Below are 16,638 nucleotides of genomic sequence, written 5' to 3'. Positions count from 1 at the left end.
CGTCGATCTCGTCCAGCAGCAGGCGCACGCGGTGCTCGGCACGCTGCAGGCGCTTGCTGGTGCGCACGATGCCCACGTAGTCCCACATGAACCGCCGCAGTTCGTCCCAGTTGTGCGCGATGATCACATCCTCATCCGAGTCGGTGACCTGGCTGGCATCCCAGCAGGGCAGGGCTTTGGGCATGGCAATCTGGGCCAGACGGGCCTCGATGTCCGCGGCAGCGGAACGGCCGTAGACGAAACACTCGAGCAGCGAGTTGCTGGCCATGCGGTTGGCGCCGTGCAGGCCGGTGAAGCTGGTCTCGCCGATGGCGTACAGGCCCGGGACGTCGGTATGGCCGCGATCGTCGACCACCACCCCGCCACAGGTGTAGTGGGCGGCGGGCACTACCGGGATCGGCTGCCGGGTGATGTCGATACCGAAGGCCAGGCAACGCTCATAGACCGTCGGGAAATGGCTTTTGATGAAGTCGGCCGGCTTGTGCGTGATGTCCAGGTAGACGCAGTCCACGCCCAGGCGCTTCATCTCATGGTCGATGGCCCGGGCCACGATGTCGCGCGGAGCCAGTTCTTCGCGTGGGTCGAAGCGCGGCATGAAGCGTTCACCATTGGGCAGGCGCAGCAGGGCGCCTTCGCCGCGCAGGGCTTCGGTGACCAGGAAACTCTTGGCCTGCGGATGGTAGAGGCAGGTGGGATGGAACTGGTTGAATTCCAGATTCGCAACCCGACAGCCGGCGCGCCAGGCCATGGCGATGCCATCGCCGCAGGCACCATCGGGGTTGCTGGTATACAGGTAGACCTTGGCGGCGCCGCCGGTGGCAAGCACGGTAAAGCGCGCCCCGAAGGTGTCCACCTCACCACTGTTGCGGTTCAGCACGTAGGCGCCCAGGCACCGCGCGCCTGGCAAGCCCAGGCGCCGCTCGGTAATCAGGTCGACCGCCACTCGTTGCTCAAGCAGTTCGATGTTGGGGCGTTTGCGGGCTTGCTCCAGCAACGTGGTGAAAATGGCTGCGCCCGTGGCATCGGCGGCATGGATGATGCGCCGGTGGCTGTGCCCGCCTTCGCGGGTCAGGTGAAATTCGAAGCCGCCATCGTCAACGCTGGAGTGCTCATCGCGGGTAAAGGGCACGCCCTGTTCGATCAGCCACTCAATGGCTTCGCGGCTGTGCTCGACGGTGAATCGCACGGCATCTTCGTGGCACAGCCCGCCGCCGGCATTGAGAGTGTCCTCGACATGGGACTGCACGGTATCGGTGTCGTCCAGTACCGCGGCCACGCCACCTTGGGCCCAGAAAGTCGAGCCATTGGCCAGGTCGCCCTTGCTCAGTACGGCGATGCGCAGGTGGGCGGGAAGGTTGAGTGCCAGGCTGAGACCGGCTGCGCCGCTGCCGATCACCAGGACATCATGTTGGAATTGTTGGCTCATGTCGGGACACTAGTAATCTTCGGAGGGGGCACGGCACAATAGACACGCGTAGATGGCATTGTGAAACTATCGTGAATAGAGGCCGGGTTGCCTTTATAGCAGCCTGCGGTGGCCAATTTCCATGCCACTTGCGACGTTAGGGCAATCTTCGTGGGAACTTTCCTACATGGCTGGAAATCCTATGAAGGCTGCCCGTGCGCCATCATTTCGCGCGGCGACGCGTGGCGGCGGCTCTATCCGGGCTGACACCTGCGTATCCGAAACCTGATTATCGACGCTGCCGGCCGTGCCCGCGCCGCGTCTTCCGTGCGAGCCAGTCAAGGGCCGCAGGAAACTTGCTTGGAGGAGAGAACTTTTGCGAAAAGCCCGAGTCTATGTTTGCAAGCCCGAACGATGGCTGATGCAACGCTCCTTCGAGTTCACTGAGGAGTGTTCATGCTAACCCAGGAAGAGGATCAGCAGCTTGTCGAGCGCGTGCAGCGCGGTGACAGGCGAGCGTTCGATCTGTTGGTGCTGAAGTATCAGCACAAGATTCTCGGGTTGATCGTGCGGTTCGTTCACGATACCCACGAGGCCCAGGATGTAGCGCAGGAAGCCTTTATCAAGGCCTACCGTGCGCTTGGCAATTTCCGCGGTGACAGTGCGTTTTATACCTGGCTGTACCGCATCGCCATCAACACGGCGAAGAACTATCTGGTGTCCCGTGGAAGACGGCCGCCAGACAGCGATGTGAGCTCCGAGGATGCGGAGTTTTACGACGGCGATCATGGCCTCAAGGATCTCGAGTCCCCAGAACGCTCCCTGTTGCGGGATGAAATCGAAGGCACAGTCCATCGCACCATCCAGCAACTGCCTGAAGATTTGCGCACGGCTCTGACCCTGCGTGAGTTCGACGGGTTGAGTTACGAAGACATTGCCAGTGTCATGCAATGTCCGGTGGGTACCGTGCGCTCTCGAATCTTCCGCGCTCGGGAGGCCATAGACAAAGCCCTGCAGCCCTTGTTGCAGGAAACCTGAGACAGCGGCGACAGCCAAGAGAGGAACCGCCATGAGTCGTGAAGCTTTGCAGGAATCGCTGTCCGCGGTAATGGATAACGAAGCGGACGAACTGGAATTGCGACGGGTGCTGAGCGCCGTCGACGATGCCGAAACCCGTGCCACCTGGTCGCGTTACCAGGTAGCCCGCGCAGCGATGCACAAGGAGCTGTTGCTGCCGAAACTGGATATCGCCTCGGCGGTGTCTGCCGCCCTGGCTGACGAAGCCGTACCGGCCAAAGTCAAGCAAGGCCCATGGCGCAGCATTGGCCGCCTGGCCGTTGCCGCCTCGGTTACCGTTGCTGTGCTGGCTGGTGTACGCATGTACAACCAGGACGAGATCACCGGCGCCGAGCTGGCTTCGCAGCAACCTGCCCAGCAAGGCCTGAGCATGCCACAAACTCAGGGCCCGGCTGTTTTGGCAGGCTATAGTGAAGGCAGTGAGCAACCGACCGGGCCGATGGCCAATGGCGTGCTGCAGAACCAGGCCGGCTGGGATCAGCGTCTGCCGGGGTATCTGCGCCAGCACGCGCAGGAATCCGCGCTCAAGGGTACTGAAACTGCCCTGCCGTATGCCCGCGCCGCCAGCCTGGAAAACCGCTAAGTAAGGAGGATCATGCGCGCGCTACCTCTCCTGTCGCTGCTTTTAGGCAGTTGCATGACGGTGCCAGCATTGGCAGCCAATTCGTCGCCCCAGGCAAGCGAATGGCTGAACAAGCTGGCACAGGCCGAACAAAGGCAGAGTTACCAGGGCTCCTTCGTTTACGAACGAAACGGCAGCTTCTCATCCCACGACATCTGGCATCGGGTTCAGGACGGCAAGGTCAGCGAGCGATTGCTCCAGCTTGACGGTGCCGCCCAGGAAATCGTGCGGGTGGACGGCAAGGTGCAATGCGTCAGTGGTGCATTGGCCAGTGGCGTGAGCAACTTGCCCGATGCCGCGCCGCGCATGCTCGACCCCCTCAAACTGATGAGCTGGTACGATTTGGCTGTAGCAGGCAAGGCACGGGTCGCCGGGCGCGACGCGGTCATTGTCACGCTTACTCCGCGCGACCAGCACCGCTACGCATTTGAAATGCACCTGGACAGCAAAACCGGCCTGCCGCTGCGCTCGTTGATGCTCAACGACAAGGGGCAGTTGCTCGAGCGCTTCCAGATGACGCGCCTTGACACCGATGACCTGCCTACCGATGCCGATTTGAAGGCCAGTGCCGCCTGCAAACCGGTGGAGCGTGTGGCCCGCCCCAAGACCGAAGCCGTTGCAGGCTGGCGCTCGGACTGGCTGCCACCGGGTTTCGAGCTGATCAACAGTACCGTACGGCGTGACCCTTCTGGGGATAGCACCATCAGCAGCCTCATGTATGACGATGGCCTGGCACGCTTCTCGGTGTTTCTGGAGCTGGTCACGGAAGATGCCAGCGCTGATGTGCGTACTCAGCTAGGCCCTACTTCGGCCGTTTCACGTCGCCTTAACACGCCCAAGGGTAAGGTGATGGTCACTGTGGTCGGCGAAATTCCATTAGGTACTGCAGAACGCGTCGCATTGTCGATGCGCCCACAGGATGCTCAGGCGCGCCAGTAATGGCGCCCTTTTTCGGCACATGACAAGGCGCACGGACATGCGGCTGAAATGAAATTAAAGCATTGTCATTTGCAATCCATCTGTAAATTTTCTATAGGTCAGGCTTCTTGGAGTCTGGCCTTTCCTGCTTTTGCAGGCGGTCTTACGCTAACTACGCTCGTTGTGACGGGAGCCGTATGTCAATACCACGCTTGAAATCCTACCTATCGATGTTCGCCGCCGTGCTGATGCTTGGCCAGGTGCTGACCGCCCAGGCCGAGGAGGCCCTGCCGGACTTCACCACCTTGGTCGAGCAGGCCTCGCCGGCCGTCGTCAACATCAGTACCAAGCAAAAGCTGCCTGACCGCCGTGTCGCTGCCGGTCAGATGCCGGACCTCGAAGGCTTGCCGCCGATGTTCCGCGAGTTCTTCGAGCGCAACATGCCGCAACAGCCGCGTTCGCCACGTGGTGACCGCCAGCGCGAGGCCCAGTCGCTGGGCTCAGGCTTCATCATTTCCAGTGACGGTTATGTGCTGACCAACAATCACGTGGTTGCCGATGCCGACGAGATCATCGTCCGTCTGTCCGATCGCAGCGAGCTGCAGGCCAAGCTGGTCGGCACCGACCCGCGCACCGATGTGGCCCTGCTCAAGGTCGACGGCAAGAACCTGCCCACCGTCAAACTGGGCGACTCCGAGAAGCTCAAGGTAGGTGAGTGGGTGCTGGCCATCGGTTCGCCGTTCGGTTTCGATCATTCGGTGACCAAAGGGATCGTCAGCGCCAAAGGCCGCACCCTGCCCAATGACACCTACGTGCCCTTCATTCAGACCGACGTGGCCATCAACCCAGGCAACTCCGGCGGGCCGCTGTTCAACATGAATGGCGAAGTAGTGGGTATCAACTCGCAGATCTTCACCCGTTCGGGCGGTTTCATGGGCTTGTCGTTCGCCATCCCGATCGATGTCGCGATCGATGTCTCCAACCAGTTGAAGAAGGACGGCAAGGTCAGCCGCGGCTGGCTGGGCGTGGTCATTCAGGAAGTCAACAAGGACCTGGCTGAATCCTTCGGCCTCGACAAGCCGGCCGGTGCCCTGGTGGCGCAGGTGCTGGAAGATGGCCCGGCAGCCAAGAGCGGCCTGCAGGTGGGCGACGTGATCCTGAGCATGAACGGCCAGCCGATCGTCATGTCGGCCGACCTGCCGCATCTGGTAGGGACCCTGAAGGCTGGCGCCAAGGCCAAGCTTGAGATCATCCGTAATGGCAAGCGCCAGAACCTGGATGTGACCATTGGTGCGATGCCTGATGACGATGCCGATATCGGTACTGGTACGGGTGCCGATGGCAGTGCAGAGCGCAGCAGCAACCGCCTGGGTGTTTCCGTCTCTGACCTGACCGCCGAGCAGAAGAAATCGCTGGAGCTCAAGGGTGGCGTCGTCATCAAAGAAGTCCAGGATGGCCCGGCAGCCATGATTGGGCTGCGTCCGGGTGACGTTATCAGCCACTTGAACAACCAGGCGATCGCCTCGGCCAAGCAGTTCACCGAAATTGCCAAGGACCTGCCGAAGAACCGTTCGGTATCCATGCGCGTGCTGCGCCAGGGCCGGGCGAGCTTCATCACCTTCAAGCTTGCTGAATAAGCCGGCTTGCCGGTTGCAAAGGGCAGCTTCGGCTGCCCTTTTTCATGAGAGTTCACAATTCTTGGCGGGAGTCAGCCTGTATCGTGCGTCAGAGGAATCTCCCATATCCCTGCTGGTTGAGGTACAATTCCCGGCTATTTTTCGGCGGGCGTCCGGCTCGCAGCCTTTTCGAGTGTTGACCCGTGAGTGATTTGAGTCATATCCGCAATTTCTCCATCATCGCCCACATCGACCATGGCAAGTCGACGCTGGCCGACCGTTTCATCCAGATGTGCGGTGGCCTGTCGGCACGCGAAATGGAAGCTCAGGTTCTGGATTCCATGGACCTGGAGCGCGAACGCGGGATCACCATCAAGGCCCACAGCGTCACGCTTCACTACAAGGCGCAGGACGGCAAGACCTACCAGCTGAACTTCATCGATACGCCCGGCCACGTCGACTTCACCTATGAAGTCTCGCGTTCGCTGGCGGCCTGCGAAGGTGCGCTGCTGGTGGTGGACGCCGGCCAGGGCGTCGAAGCCCAGTCGGTGGCCAACTGCTACACCGCCATCGAGCAGGGCCTTGAGGTCATGCCGGTCCTGAACAAGATGGACCTGCCTCAGGCCGACCCTGATCGGGTCAAGGACGAGATCGAGAAGATCATCGGCATCGACGCTACCGACGCGGTGGCGTGCAGTGCCAAGAGCGGCATGGGCGTCGACGAGGTTCTCGAGCGCCTGGTCCACACCATTCCCGCGCCTGTGGGCGAGATCGATGCCCCGCTGCAGGCGTTGATCATCGACTCCTGGTTCGACAACTACCTGGGCGTGGTTTCGTTGGTGCGCGTGCGTCAGGGCCGCGTCAAGAAGGGCGACAAGATCCTGGTCAAGTCCACCGGCAAGGTGCACCTGGTCGACAGCGTGGGTGTCTTCACCCCGAAACATACCCAGACCGCTGATCTGAAAGCCGGTGAAGTAGGCTTCATCATTGCCAGCATCAAGGACATCCATGGTGCGCCGGTCGGCGACACACTGACCCTGTCCTCGACTCCCGAGGTCGAAATGCTGGCCGGTTTCAAGAAGATCCAGCCGCAGGTTTATGCCGGCCTGTTCCCGGTCAGCTCCGACGATTTCGAGGACTTCCGCGACGCCCTGCAGAAGCTGACCCTGAACGACTCGTCGCTGCAATACATGCCCGAAAGCTCCGATGCACTGGGCTTCGGCTTCCGTTGCGGCTTCCTGGGCATGCTGCACATGGAGATCATCCAGGAGCGCCTGGAGCGCGAATACGACCTGGACCTGATCACCACGGCTCCGAGCGTGATCTACGAGCTGGAACTCAAGACCGGCGAAACCATCGTTGTCGACAACCCGTCGAAGCTGCCTGATGTTTCGGCTGTCACCGACTTCCGCGAGCCGATCGTCACCGCGACCATCCTGGTGCCGCAGGAGCATCTGGGCAACGTCATCACCCTGTGCATCGAGAAGCGTGGCGTACAGCGCGACATGCAGTTCCTCGGCAGCCAGGTGCAGGTGCGTTATGACATGCCGATGAACGAAGTGGTGCTGGACTTCTTCGACCGCCTGAAGTCGACCAGCCGCGGCTATGCTTCGCTGGACTATCATTTCGATCGCTACCAGTCGGCCAACCTGGTCAAGCTGGATGTACTGATCAACGGCGACAAGGTCGATGCCCTGGCATTGATCGTGCACCGCGACAACGCGGCCTATAAAGGCCGTGCGTTGACCGAGAAGATGAAGGAACTGATCCCTCGGCAGATGTTCGATGTGGCGATCCAGGCAGCCATTGGCGGCCAGATCATCGCGCGGACAACCGTCAAGGCGCTCAGAAAGAACGTACTGGCCAAGTGCTACGGTGGTGACGTCAGCCGTAAGAAAAAGCTGCTGGAGAAGCAGAAGGCCGGTAAGAAACGCATGAAACAGGTGGGCAACGTGGAGATTCCACAAGAAGCCTTCCTCGCCGTGCTCAGGTTGGATAGCTAGGTCCTATGTCGCTAAATTTCCCGCTGTTGCTAGTCATCGCCGTAGCCGTTTGCGGTCTGTTGGGCTTGATCGACCTGCTGTTCCTGGCCCCGCGCCGGCGGGCGGCAGTCGCCAACTACCAGGGTAGCGTCACCCAGCCAGAAATGGCCGTGGTCGAGCGCCTGAACAAGGAACCGCTGCTGGTCGAGTACGGCAAGTCGTTCTTCCCGGTGCTGTTCATCGTACTGGTGCTGCGCTCGTTCCTGGTAGAGCCGTTCCAGATCCCCTCGGGGTCGATGAAACCGACCCTGGAAGTGGGCGACTTCATCCTGGTGAACAAGTTCTCGTACGGCATTCGCCTGCCGGTGATCGACAAGAAGGTCATCGAGGTGGGTGACCCGCAACGCGGTGATGTGATGGTGTTCCGCTACCCAAGCGATCCGAACGTCAACTACATCAAGCGTGTGGTGGGCTTGCCAGGTGACCAGATCCGCTACACCAGCGACAAGCGGTTGTTCGTCAATGGCAAGCCCATTGCCGAGCAATTGGTCGGCGCCGAGCCCGGCACCCTGGGCAGCGCCGAGCTGTACAAGGAAAAGCTGGGCGAAGCCGAGCACCTGATCCGCAAGGAAATGACCCGTTATCGCATGCCGCCGGACCAGCAGTGGACCGTGCCGGCCGGCCATTACTTCATGATGGGCGACAACCGCGACAACTCCAACGACAGCCGTTACTGGGATGACCCGAACATTCCCAAGGAACTGCACGGCATGGTTCCGGACCGGAACATCGTCGGCAAGGCCTTCGCGGTCTGGATGAGCTGGCCAGAGCCCAAGTTCAGCCACTTGCCCAACCTGTCGCGGGTCGGCCTGATCCATTGATACCCTTCGGCGCTGTCCAGCAGACAGCGCCGAATGCATTTCTGACATAGGCTGTGTTCTCAGGGATCGAGAGATTCGTCGCTCGCCGCGACGGGCCACAGCCAAACAGTCTTTCAGGATGTTGATTTGAACAACGCGTTGAACAACCAACGGGTGGCTGCATGAGTGCTTCCCTTGCCCGTCTCGAGCGCAAGCTCGGTTACACCTTCAAAGACCAGGACCAGATGGTGCTGGCCCTGACCCATCGCAGCTACGCCGGGCGCAACAATGAGCGCCTGGAGTTTCTCGGCGATGCCATTCTGAACTTCGTGGCCGGCGAGGCGCTGTTCGAGCGCTTCCCGCAGGCCCGCGAAGGCCAGCTGTCGCGCTTGCGTGCGCGCTTGGTCAAGGGCGAAACCCTGGCCCGGCTGGCCCGCGGTTTCGACCTGGGTGAGTACCTGCGCCTGGGCTCCGGTGAGCTCAAGAGCGGCGGTTTCCGCCGCGAGTCGATCCTGGCCGATGCCCTCGAAGCCCTGATCGGCGCCATCTACCTTGATGCCGACATGCAGACCGCCCGCGAGCGCGTGCTGGCCTGGCTGACCGACGAGTTCGAAAGCCTGACCCTTGTCGACACCAACAAAGACCCGAAAACACGCCTGCAGGAGTTTCTGCAGTCGCGTAGCTGTGACCTGCCTCGCTACGAGGTGGTGGACATCCAGGGCGAACCGCACTGCCGTACCTTCTTCGTCGAATGCGAAGTGGTGCTGCTGAACAACAAGAGCCGTGGCCAGGGCGTGAGCCGGCGTATTGCCGAGCAAGTCGCTGCCGCCGCCGCATTGATCGCCCTGGGCGTGGAGAATGGCAATGACTGAGAACAATCCGACCCGCTGCGGTTACGTGGCCATCGTCGGCCGCCCCAACGTGGGCAAGTCGACCTTGCTCAACCATATCCTCGGCCAGAAGCTGGCGATCACCTCGCGCAAGCCACAGACTACCCGCCACAACATGCTCGGCATCAAGACCGAGGGTGATGTGCAGGCCATCTACGTCGACACCCCCGGCATGCACAAGGCCAACGACAAGGCCTTGAACCGCTACATGAACCGCAATGCCTCGGCGGCCCTGAAGGACGTCGATGTGGTGATTTTCGTGGTCGACCGTACGCGCTGGACCGATGAGGACCAACTGGTGCTCGAACGCGTTCAGTACGTGACCGGCCCGCTGATCATCGCAGTCAACAAAACCGACCGCATGGACGAAAAAGCCGAGCTGATCCCGCACCTGCAGTGGCTGCAGGAGCAACTGCCCAATGCCGAGGTCGTACCCATCTCAGCCCAGCAGGGGCACAATCTGGACGCACTCGAGGCGCTGATTGCCAAGCACCTGCCGGAGAATGATCACTTCTTCCCGGAAGACCAGATCACCGACCGCAGCAGCCGCTTCCTGGCCGCTGAACTGGTGCGCGAGAAAATCATGCGCCAGCTGGGTGCGGAATTGCCGTACCAGATCACCGTGGAGATCGAGGAGTTCAAGCAGCAGGGCCATGTGCTGCACATCCATGCGTTGATCCTGGTGGAGCGTGACGGCCAGAAGAAGATCATCATTGGCGACAAGGGCGAGCGCATCAAGCGCATTGGCTCCGACGCGCGCAAGGACATGGAAACCCTGTTCGACGCCAAGGTCATGCTCAACCTCTGGGTCAAGGTCAAAGGCGGCTGGTCCGATGACGAGCGTGCACTGCGCTCGCTGGGCTACGGCGACCTGTAACCCCTCCAGCGGCCCGGATCTCTCCGGGCCGCTCTGCTTTCAGGCCACACTTCATGGAACAACCTGTCGGCCAGCCGGCCTACGTGCTGCACAGCCGTGCCTACAAGGAAACCAGCGCGCTGGTGGACTTCTTCACGCCGCAGGGGCGCGTGCGCGCGGTGTTGCGCCGAGCAAGGGGCAAGGGTGGCAGCCTGGTGCGGCCGTTCGTGCCGCTGGAAGTGGAACTGCGCGGCCGCAGTGAGCTCAAAAACGTCGGGCGCCTGGACAGCATGGGCATCGCGTCCTGGCTGCACGGCGACGCACTGTTCAGCGGCCTCTACCTCAATGAACTGCTGATGCGCCTGCTACCTGCCGAAGCACCACAACCGGAACTGTTCGAGCACTACGCCCTGACCTTGCAGGCCCTGGCCGCCGGGCGCCCGCTGGAGCCACTGCTGCGTTCCTTCGAATGGCGGCTGCTGGAAGACCTGGGTTACGCCTTTGCGCTTGACCACGACGTCAGCGACGAGCCGATCGAGGCCGACGGGCTGTACCGCTTGCAGGTCGATGCCGGCCTTGAACGCGTTTACCTGGTTCAGCCTGGCTTGTTCAATGGCGCCGAGCTGTTGGCCCTCGCCCAAGCCGACTGGGATGCACCTGGTGCGCTGCTCGCGGCCAAGCGCCTGATGCGTCAGGCGTTGGCGGTCCATCTGGGGCCAAAACCGCTGGTCAGCCGGGAACTGTTTCGCAAGCGCTGAGCTCGTCGTATGCTGTGGGGCTAAATCTTCAGGAGAGCCTTTCGTGACTCACAGCAACCGCATGCTTCTCGGCGTCAACATCGACCACGTGGCTACCTTGCGCCAGGCCCGCGGCACACGCTATCCGGACCCGGTCAAGGCTGCGCTGGATGCCGAGGAAGCAGGCGCCGATGGCATCACCGTGCACTTGCGCGAAGACCGCCGGCACATCCAGGAGCGCGATGTGGTGCTGCTCAAGGACGTGCTGCAAACCCGCATGAACTTCGAGATGGGCGTCACTGAAGAGATGATGGTGTTCGCCGAAAAGATTCGCCCGGCGCATATCTGTCTGGTACCTGAAACACGTCAGGAACTGACCACCGAGGGCGGCCTCGATGTGGCTGGGCAGGAGGCACGCATCAAGGCTGCGGTAGAGCGCCTGTCGCGCACTGGCGCCGAAGTGTCGCTGTTCATCGACGCCGACGAGCGGCAGATCGAAGCCTCGCGCCGTGTGGGTGCCCCGGCCATCGAGCTGCATACCGGTCGTTATGCCGATGCCCAGACGCCGACTGAGGTGGCTGAGGAGCTCAAGCGGATCGTCGACGGCGTCGCTTTTGGCGTCGGTCAGGGGCTGATCGTCAATGCCGGGCATGGCCTGCATTACCACAATGTCGAGGCGGTGGCGGCAATCAAGGGCATCAATGAATTGAACATTGGCCACGCTTTGGTGGCCCATGCACTGTTCGTAGGTTTCAAGGCGGCGGTGGCAGAGATGAAGGCGCTGATCGTCGCAGCTTCGCGCTGATCATCTGCGCTGCGTTATGCAGGCGGCCCATCGCCGGCAAGCCGGCTCCCACAGGTACAGCGCAGGCCTCAAGAGCTGCGCAGTCCCGGTGGGGGCTTTTCATTTGCGCGCCAACAGCGTGGCGCGGCGTGGGGCGGGCAACCCCTCGATGGTCTTGCTATGGTCGTTCGGGTCGAGGAAGTCCCCCAGCGACTGGTAGCGCATCCATTCGGTGCTGCGCTGCTCCTCGACGCTGGTCACACTGACATCCACGCAGCGCACATCGCTGAAACCCGCACGGCGCAACCAGCGCTCCAGCGCCGGGACCGACGGCAGATACCAGACATTGCGCATCTGCGCGTAGCGGTCTTCAGGCACCAGTACCTGCTGCTCGTCGCCCTCGACCACTAGCGTCTCCAGTACCAGCTCACCCCCTTTGACCAGGCAGTCCTTGAGCGCCAGCAGGTGCTCGATGGGGGAGCGGCGATGGTAGAACACCCCCATGGAAAACACCGTGTCGAAACCTTCCAGGCTGGCTGGCAGTTCCTCCAGCGCAAACGGCAGGTGCCAGGCCGGCAAGCCGGGCAGGTACCGCTGCACGGCCTGGAACTGGCAGAAGAACAGCCAGTTGGGGTCAACCCCGATGACCATGTCGGCGCCTGCACCGAGCATGCGCCATTGGTAATAGCCGTTGCCGCAACCGACATCGAGCACACGCTTGCCCTGCAGGTCCAGGTGCGGTGCCACGCGCGACCACTTCCAGTCCGAGCGCCACTCAGTGTCGACATGCACGCCGAACAGGTCGAACGGCCCTTTGCGCCAGGGCGACAGGCCCATCAGGGCCTGGCGCATCTGCGCGCGGGTGGCGTCGTCGCAGTCACAGTCCAGACGCAGGCCGTCGGCCAGGTCGATTTCGCTTGGCTGCAGTGCCGGCAGGGCGTCCAGCGCACCGCGCCAGCGCTCGAGGTCGCCGTGGCCTTTCTCCAGCTTGGCTTGAAGTTGTGCTTGCAGGCCTTGCGACCATAAAGCAAGTGGGGTGCCCGCCAGGCGGCGGACGAGGGGGGACAGATCGATCATGGCAGGGCTATCAGCGAGGCGAAATTAAGGCATTGGAACCAAGGCACCACCTTGCTGAAGCCCGCCGCGCGCAGGCGCTCGGTGTGGGTGTGCAGGGTGTCGGGTTTCATCACGTTCTCGATGGCGCTGCGCTTCTGGGCGATTTCCAGTTCGCTGTAGCCATTGGCACGCTTGAAGTCCAGGTGCAGTTCATTGAGTAGGGTCTGCTCCTGGTCATCGGCGAAATGCAGTTTCTCCGAGAGGATCAGCGCGCCACCGGGCAGCAATGCCTGACGGATGCGGCCGAGCAACGCCAGGCGCTGTTCAGGGGCGATGAACTGCAGGGTGAAGTTCATCGCCACCACCGAGGCAGGCTCGAAGGGCAGGGCCAGGATGTCGGCGTCCAGTACCTGAACCGGCAGCAGTTCCTGGAACATCGAGTCCTGCGCGGTGAGGTACTGGCGGCAACGTTCGACCATGGCCGCGGAGTTGTCCACCGCGATCACCCGGCAGCCCTCGCTGCGCACATGGCGGCGCAGCGACTGGGTAACGGCGCCAAGGGACGCGCCGAGGTCATACAGGGCGGTATCGGGCTGGGCGAAGCGCGCCGCGAGCACACCAAGGTTTTCGACGATGGTCGGGTAACCGGGCACCGAGCGCTTGATCATGTCCGGGAACACGCGCACCACGTCTTCGTTGAACACGAAGTCGGGAACTTGCTCCAGAGGCTGGGCGAAAAGGCGGTCGGGTTGTTTGCTCACGGTGAATCCAGGCGGCTGACAATTGGCAGGGCCGGCATTCTAGCCAAACCGCGCCAAGGATGCATGGTCGGCTGACCAGCGCTGTGCGTTCAGTTGACCTGCACCGCGCAGTCGAAGGTCTGTACAGGCCGAACTTCCGGGGCCCAGGGCTGCTGATAGACCAGCACCAGATGGCCTTCGCCTGCGGCACGGGCTTCGAAGCGCCAGGTGGAAATGCCCGCGCTGCCGACGATGCCGGCTTCCTCGGGGGCGCTGTAGACCTCGGGGCCGAGGCTGCGCAAGATGTTCGAGGCCGGGTTCTGCACCAGCCAGCGGTAGCCGGTGGAGGGGTTGCTGGGCAGGGTCAGGGTGAGCGCCTGGCCGACCTGCATGCGCTTGGGGCATTCGCTTTCAGCGTCCAGTTCGACGGTTTGCCTGGGCTGCTGGGCGCAGGCGGTAAGCAGGACGAGGCTCAGGGGAACGAGCAGACGAGGGACAGTCATGGTAGCTCCAGAGGCTGGCGAAGGCCTGAGGATAACCGATGATAGACGGGTTTTGTGCTATCAGTGCCGCCCTCATCGCCGGCTTGCCGGCGATGAGGGCGTTGCGGGTCAGAACAGCACTTTAGCCACGTCGGCAAAGCGCTTGGCAAAGTGCACGGTCAGCCCTTCACGCAAGTACTCAGGCAATTCTTCGAAGTCCCCGCGGTTGGGCTCGGGCAGGATGAGTTCGAAAATCTTCTGCCGCCGCGCTGCGATGACCTTCTCGCGCACACCACCAATCGGCAGTACCTGGCCGGTGAGGGTCAGCTCGCCGGTCATGGCCACCCCTTTTTTCGGTGCCTGGTCACGGGCCAGCGACAGCAGTGCGCTGGCCATGGTGATACCGGCGCTCGGCCCATCCTTGGGCGTGGCGCCTTCTGGCACGTGCAGGTGAATGAAGGCTTCGTTGAAGAAAGCCGGATCACCACCAAATTGCTTGAGGTTGGAGCTGACGTAGCTGTAGGCGATCTCGGCAGATTCCTTCATCACGTCACCCAGCTTGCCGGTGAGCTTGAAGCCGCGATTGAGCGTGTGGATGCGGGTTGCCTCGATCGGTAATGTCGCGCCACCCATGCTGGTCCAGGCAAGGCCGGTAATCACGCCTTTGCCTGCCAGCACCTGTTCACTGCGGAACACGGGTATGCCGAGTGCGGCCTCCAGGTCTTTGGTGCCGATCTTGAGCTTGGCATCCGGGGCTTCGAGCAGCTTGACCACGGCCTTGCGCACCAGTTTGCCCAGCTGTTTTTCCAGCTGGCGTACACCGGCTTCGCGGGCATAGCCCTCGATCACGGCGCGCAGGGCGCTGTCGCTGATGGCCAGGCTGGTCTTGGCCACGCCGGCCTTTGCCAGCTGTTTGGGCCACAGGTGACGCTTGGCGATGGCCAGTTTCTCTTCGGTGATGTAGCCGGAGAGGCGGATCACTTCCATACGGTCGAGCAGTGGGCCGGGGATCGAATCCAGCGTGTTGGCGGTACACACGAACAGCACCTTGGACAGGTCCAGGCGCAGGTCCAGGTAATGGTCGAGGAAGTCGACGTTCTGTTCAGGGTCCAGGGTTTCCAGCAGCGCCGAGGCCGGGTCGCCCTGGTAGCTCTGGCCCATCTTGTCGATTTCGTCGAGCATGATCACCGGGTTCATCACCTCGACATCCTTCAGCGCCTGCACCAGCTTGCCTGGTTGGGCGCCGATGTAGGTGCGCCGGTGCCCCTTGATCTCGGCCTCGTCGCGCATGCCGCCGACGCTGAACCGGTAGAACGGGCGCCCAAGCGATTCGGCGATGGACTTGCCGATGCTGGTCTTGCCCACGCCTGGCGGGCCCACCAGCAGCACGATCGAACCACTGATCTCGCCCTTCCAGGCGCCCACGGCGAGGAACTCCAGGATGCGTTCCTTGATGTCATCGAGGCCCGCGTGATGCTGGTCGAGCACCTTGCGCGCATGCTTGAGGTCGAGCTTGTCCTTGCCATATACACCCCAGGGCAGCGCACTGGCCCAATCCAGGTAGTTGCGGGTGACGGCGTATTCGGGGGAGCCGGTTTCAAGAATGGCCAGCTTGGCCATTTCTTCATCGATGCGCTTTTTTGCCTGCTCCGGCAGGGTCTTGCCTTGCAGGCGCTGTTGGAACTGTTCGAGGTCGGCACTGCGGTCGTCCTTGGTCAGGCCAAGCTCCTGCTGGATGACCTTGAGCTGTTCCTTGAGGAAGAATTCGCGCTGGTGCTCGCCGATCTGCCGGTTGACCTCGGCGGAGATCTCATTCTGCAGGCGCGCGACTTCGACTTCTTTGCGCAGCATCGGCAGGACCTTTTCCATACGCTTGAGCATGGGCACGCAATCGAGCACTTCCTGCAACTGATTGCCGGTGGCCGAGGTGAGTGCGGCGGCAAAGTCGGTCAGTGGCGATGGGTCGTTGGGACTGAAGCGGTTGAGGTAGTTCTTCAGCTCCTCGCTGTACAGCGGGTTGAGCGGCAGCAGTTCCTTGATCGCATTGATCAGGGCCATGCCGTAGGCCTTGACCTCGTCGGTCGGCTCGCTTGGCTGGCGTGGGTATTCGACTTCGACCAGATAAGGCGGGCGATGGTGCTTGAGCCAGGTGCGGATGCGTACACGGGTCAGGCCCTGGGCGACGAACTGCAGCTTGCCGTTTTCGCGGCTGGCATGGTGCACCTTGACCAGGGTGCCGTACTCCGGCAAGGCCGCAGTGTCGAAATGGCGGTGGTCTTCGGGAGGGGTGTCCATGAAGAACAGGGCCAGGCAGTGGTCCGGTGTCTTGGCCACCAGGTCGAGGGTTTCGGCCCAAGGCTCTTCGTTGACGATGACCGGCAGTACTTGTGCTGGGAAGAACGGGCGGTTGTGGATCGGAATCACGTAGACCTTGTCCGGCAATTGCTGGCCGGGCAGGGCGAGGGCGTGGCCGGTTTGAGCCTGACCATCAAGGTGTTCGATTTCGCTGTTTTCGTCGGGTTGTTCCGGAAAATCCTGCTGGTCGCTCATGGGGCACCTGCGTGAATGGCTATGGTGCTTAGATGGGGCGCGGGGGAATGGGTTTCAAGCTTC

At 62.0% G+C, this 16,638-nt stretch carries 15 protein-coding genes; 10 read left to right on the top strand and 5 right to left on the bottom strand.

The window, feature by feature from the left end; genetic code table 11:
- Positions 1-1,426, bottom strand: a 1,426-nt coding sequence (gene nadB, locus ACEWE8_RS18760; protein WP_395589344.1) for an L-aspartate oxidase, incomplete at its 3' end; no start/stop codon positions are given.
- Positions 1,427-1,861: 435 nt separating this feature from the next.
- On the opposite strand from nadB, the gene rpoE reads away from it, so the two are divergent.
- From rpoE to pdxJ, 10 genes are all read left to right on the top strand, one after another.
- Positions 1,862-2,443, top strand: coding sequence for an RNA polymerase sigma factor RpoE (gene rpoE, locus ACEWE8_RS18755; RefSeq protein WP_003252049.1), 582 nt, complete (start codon positions 1,862-1,864; stop codon positions 2,441-2,443).
- Positions 2,444-2,474: 31 nt separating this feature from the next.
- The gene (locus ACEWE8_RS18750) at positions 2,475-3,065 is read left to right on the top strand and encodes a sigma-E factor negative regulatory protein (RefSeq protein ID WP_046787798.1); all 591 of its coding nucleotides are present in this window, start codon (positions 2,475-2,477) and stop codon (positions 3,063-3,065) included.
- A 12-nt stretch (positions 3,066-3,077) separates the two neighbouring features.
- Positions 3,078-4,043 (top strand): MucB/RseB C-terminal domain-containing protein, encoded by a 966-nt coding sequence (locus ACEWE8_RS18745; protein WP_046787797.1) that lies wholly within the window; start codon positions 3,078-3,080, stop codon positions 4,041-4,043.
- Between the two features lie 209 nt (positions 4,044-4,252).
- Entirely contained in the window at positions 4,253-5,659 is a 1,407-nt protein-coding gene (locus ACEWE8_RS18740; protein ID WP_196998204.1) for a DegQ family serine endoprotease, read from the top strand.
- Between the two features lie 182 nt (positions 5,660-5,841).
- A complete protein-coding gene (lepA, locus tag ACEWE8_RS18735) occupies positions 5,842-7,641 on the top strand; it encodes a translation elongation factor 4 (protein WP_046787795.1) in 1,800 nt (599 codons plus the stop codon).
- Between the two features lie 5 nt (positions 7,642-7,646).
- The gene (gene lepB / locus ACEWE8_RS18730; RefSeq protein WP_046787794.1) at positions 7,647-8,501 is read left to right on the top strand and encodes a signal peptidase I; all 855 of its coding nucleotides are present in this window, start codon (positions 7,647-7,649) and stop codon (positions 8,499-8,501) included.
- Between the two features lie 161 nt (positions 8,502-8,662).
- On the top strand, positions 8,663-9,352 hold the full coding sequence (gene rnc / locus ACEWE8_RS18725; protein ID WP_046787793.1) for a ribonuclease III: 690 nt from the start codon (positions 8,663-8,665) through the stop codon (positions 9,350-9,352).
- Positions 9,345-10,247, top strand: coding sequence for a GTPase Era (era, locus tag ACEWE8_RS18720; RefSeq protein ID WP_046787792.1), 903 nt, complete (start codon positions 9,345-9,347; stop codon positions 10,245-10,247). Before rnc ends, era begins: the two co-directional genes overlap by 8 nt.
- Before the next feature lie 53 nt (positions 10,248-10,300).
- Positions 10,301-10,984 carry a DNA repair protein RecO gene (recO, locus tag ACEWE8_RS18715; protein ID WP_046787791.1) on the top strand — a complete coding sequence of 228 codons (684 nt, stop codon included), beginning with the start codon at positions 10,301-10,303 and terminating at the stop codon, positions 10,982-10,984.
- Positions 10,985-11,045: 61 nt separating this feature from the next.
- Positions 11,046-11,768, top strand: a complete 723-nt coding sequence (pdxJ, locus tag ACEWE8_RS18710) for a pyridoxine 5'-phosphate synthase (protein WP_218176392.1) — start codon at positions 11,046-11,048, stop codon at positions 11,766-11,768.
- A 99-nt stretch (positions 11,769-11,867) separates the two neighbouring features.
- On the opposite strand, the gene cmoB is transcribed toward pdxJ, so the two are convergent.
- The 4 genes from cmoB to lon form a co-directional block, all read right to left on the bottom strand.
- A complete protein-coding gene (cmoB, locus tag ACEWE8_RS18705) occupies positions 11,868-12,824 on the bottom strand; it encodes a tRNA 5-methoxyuridine(34)/uridine 5-oxyacetic acid(34) synthase CmoB (RefSeq protein ID WP_046787790.1) in 957 nt (318 codons plus the stop codon).
- Complete coding sequence (cmoA, locus tag ACEWE8_RS18700; protein ID WP_046787789.1) at positions 12,821-13,564, bottom strand: carboxy-S-adenosyl-L-methionine synthase CmoA; 744 nt, start codon at positions 13,562-13,564, stop codon at positions 12,821-12,823. The genes cmoB and cmoA overlap by 4 nt, the downstream gene beginning before the upstream one ends.
- Positions 13,565-13,653: 89 nt before the next feature.
- A complete protein-coding gene (locus ACEWE8_RS18695; RefSeq protein ID WP_046787788.1) occupies positions 13,654-14,046 on the bottom strand; it encodes a protease inhibitor I42 family protein in 393 nt (130 codons plus the stop codon).
- Positions 14,047-14,154: 108 nt separating this feature from the next.
- Positions 14,155-16,575, bottom strand: a complete 2,421-nt coding sequence (gene lon, locus ACEWE8_RS18690; protein ID WP_046787787.1) for an endopeptidase La — start codon at positions 16,573-16,575, stop codon at positions 14,155-14,157.
- Between the last annotated feature and the right edge of the window lie 63 nt (positions 16,576-16,638).

It is taken from the genome of Pseudomonas sp. TR47, from assembly GCF_044143025.1.
GTDB classification, from domain to species: domain Bacteria; phylum Pseudomonadota; class Gammaproteobacteria; order Pseudomonadales; family Pseudomonadaceae; genus Aquipseudomonas; species Aquipseudomonas putida_E.
This window is presented reverse-complemented; position numbering and strand designations above follow the sequence as displayed.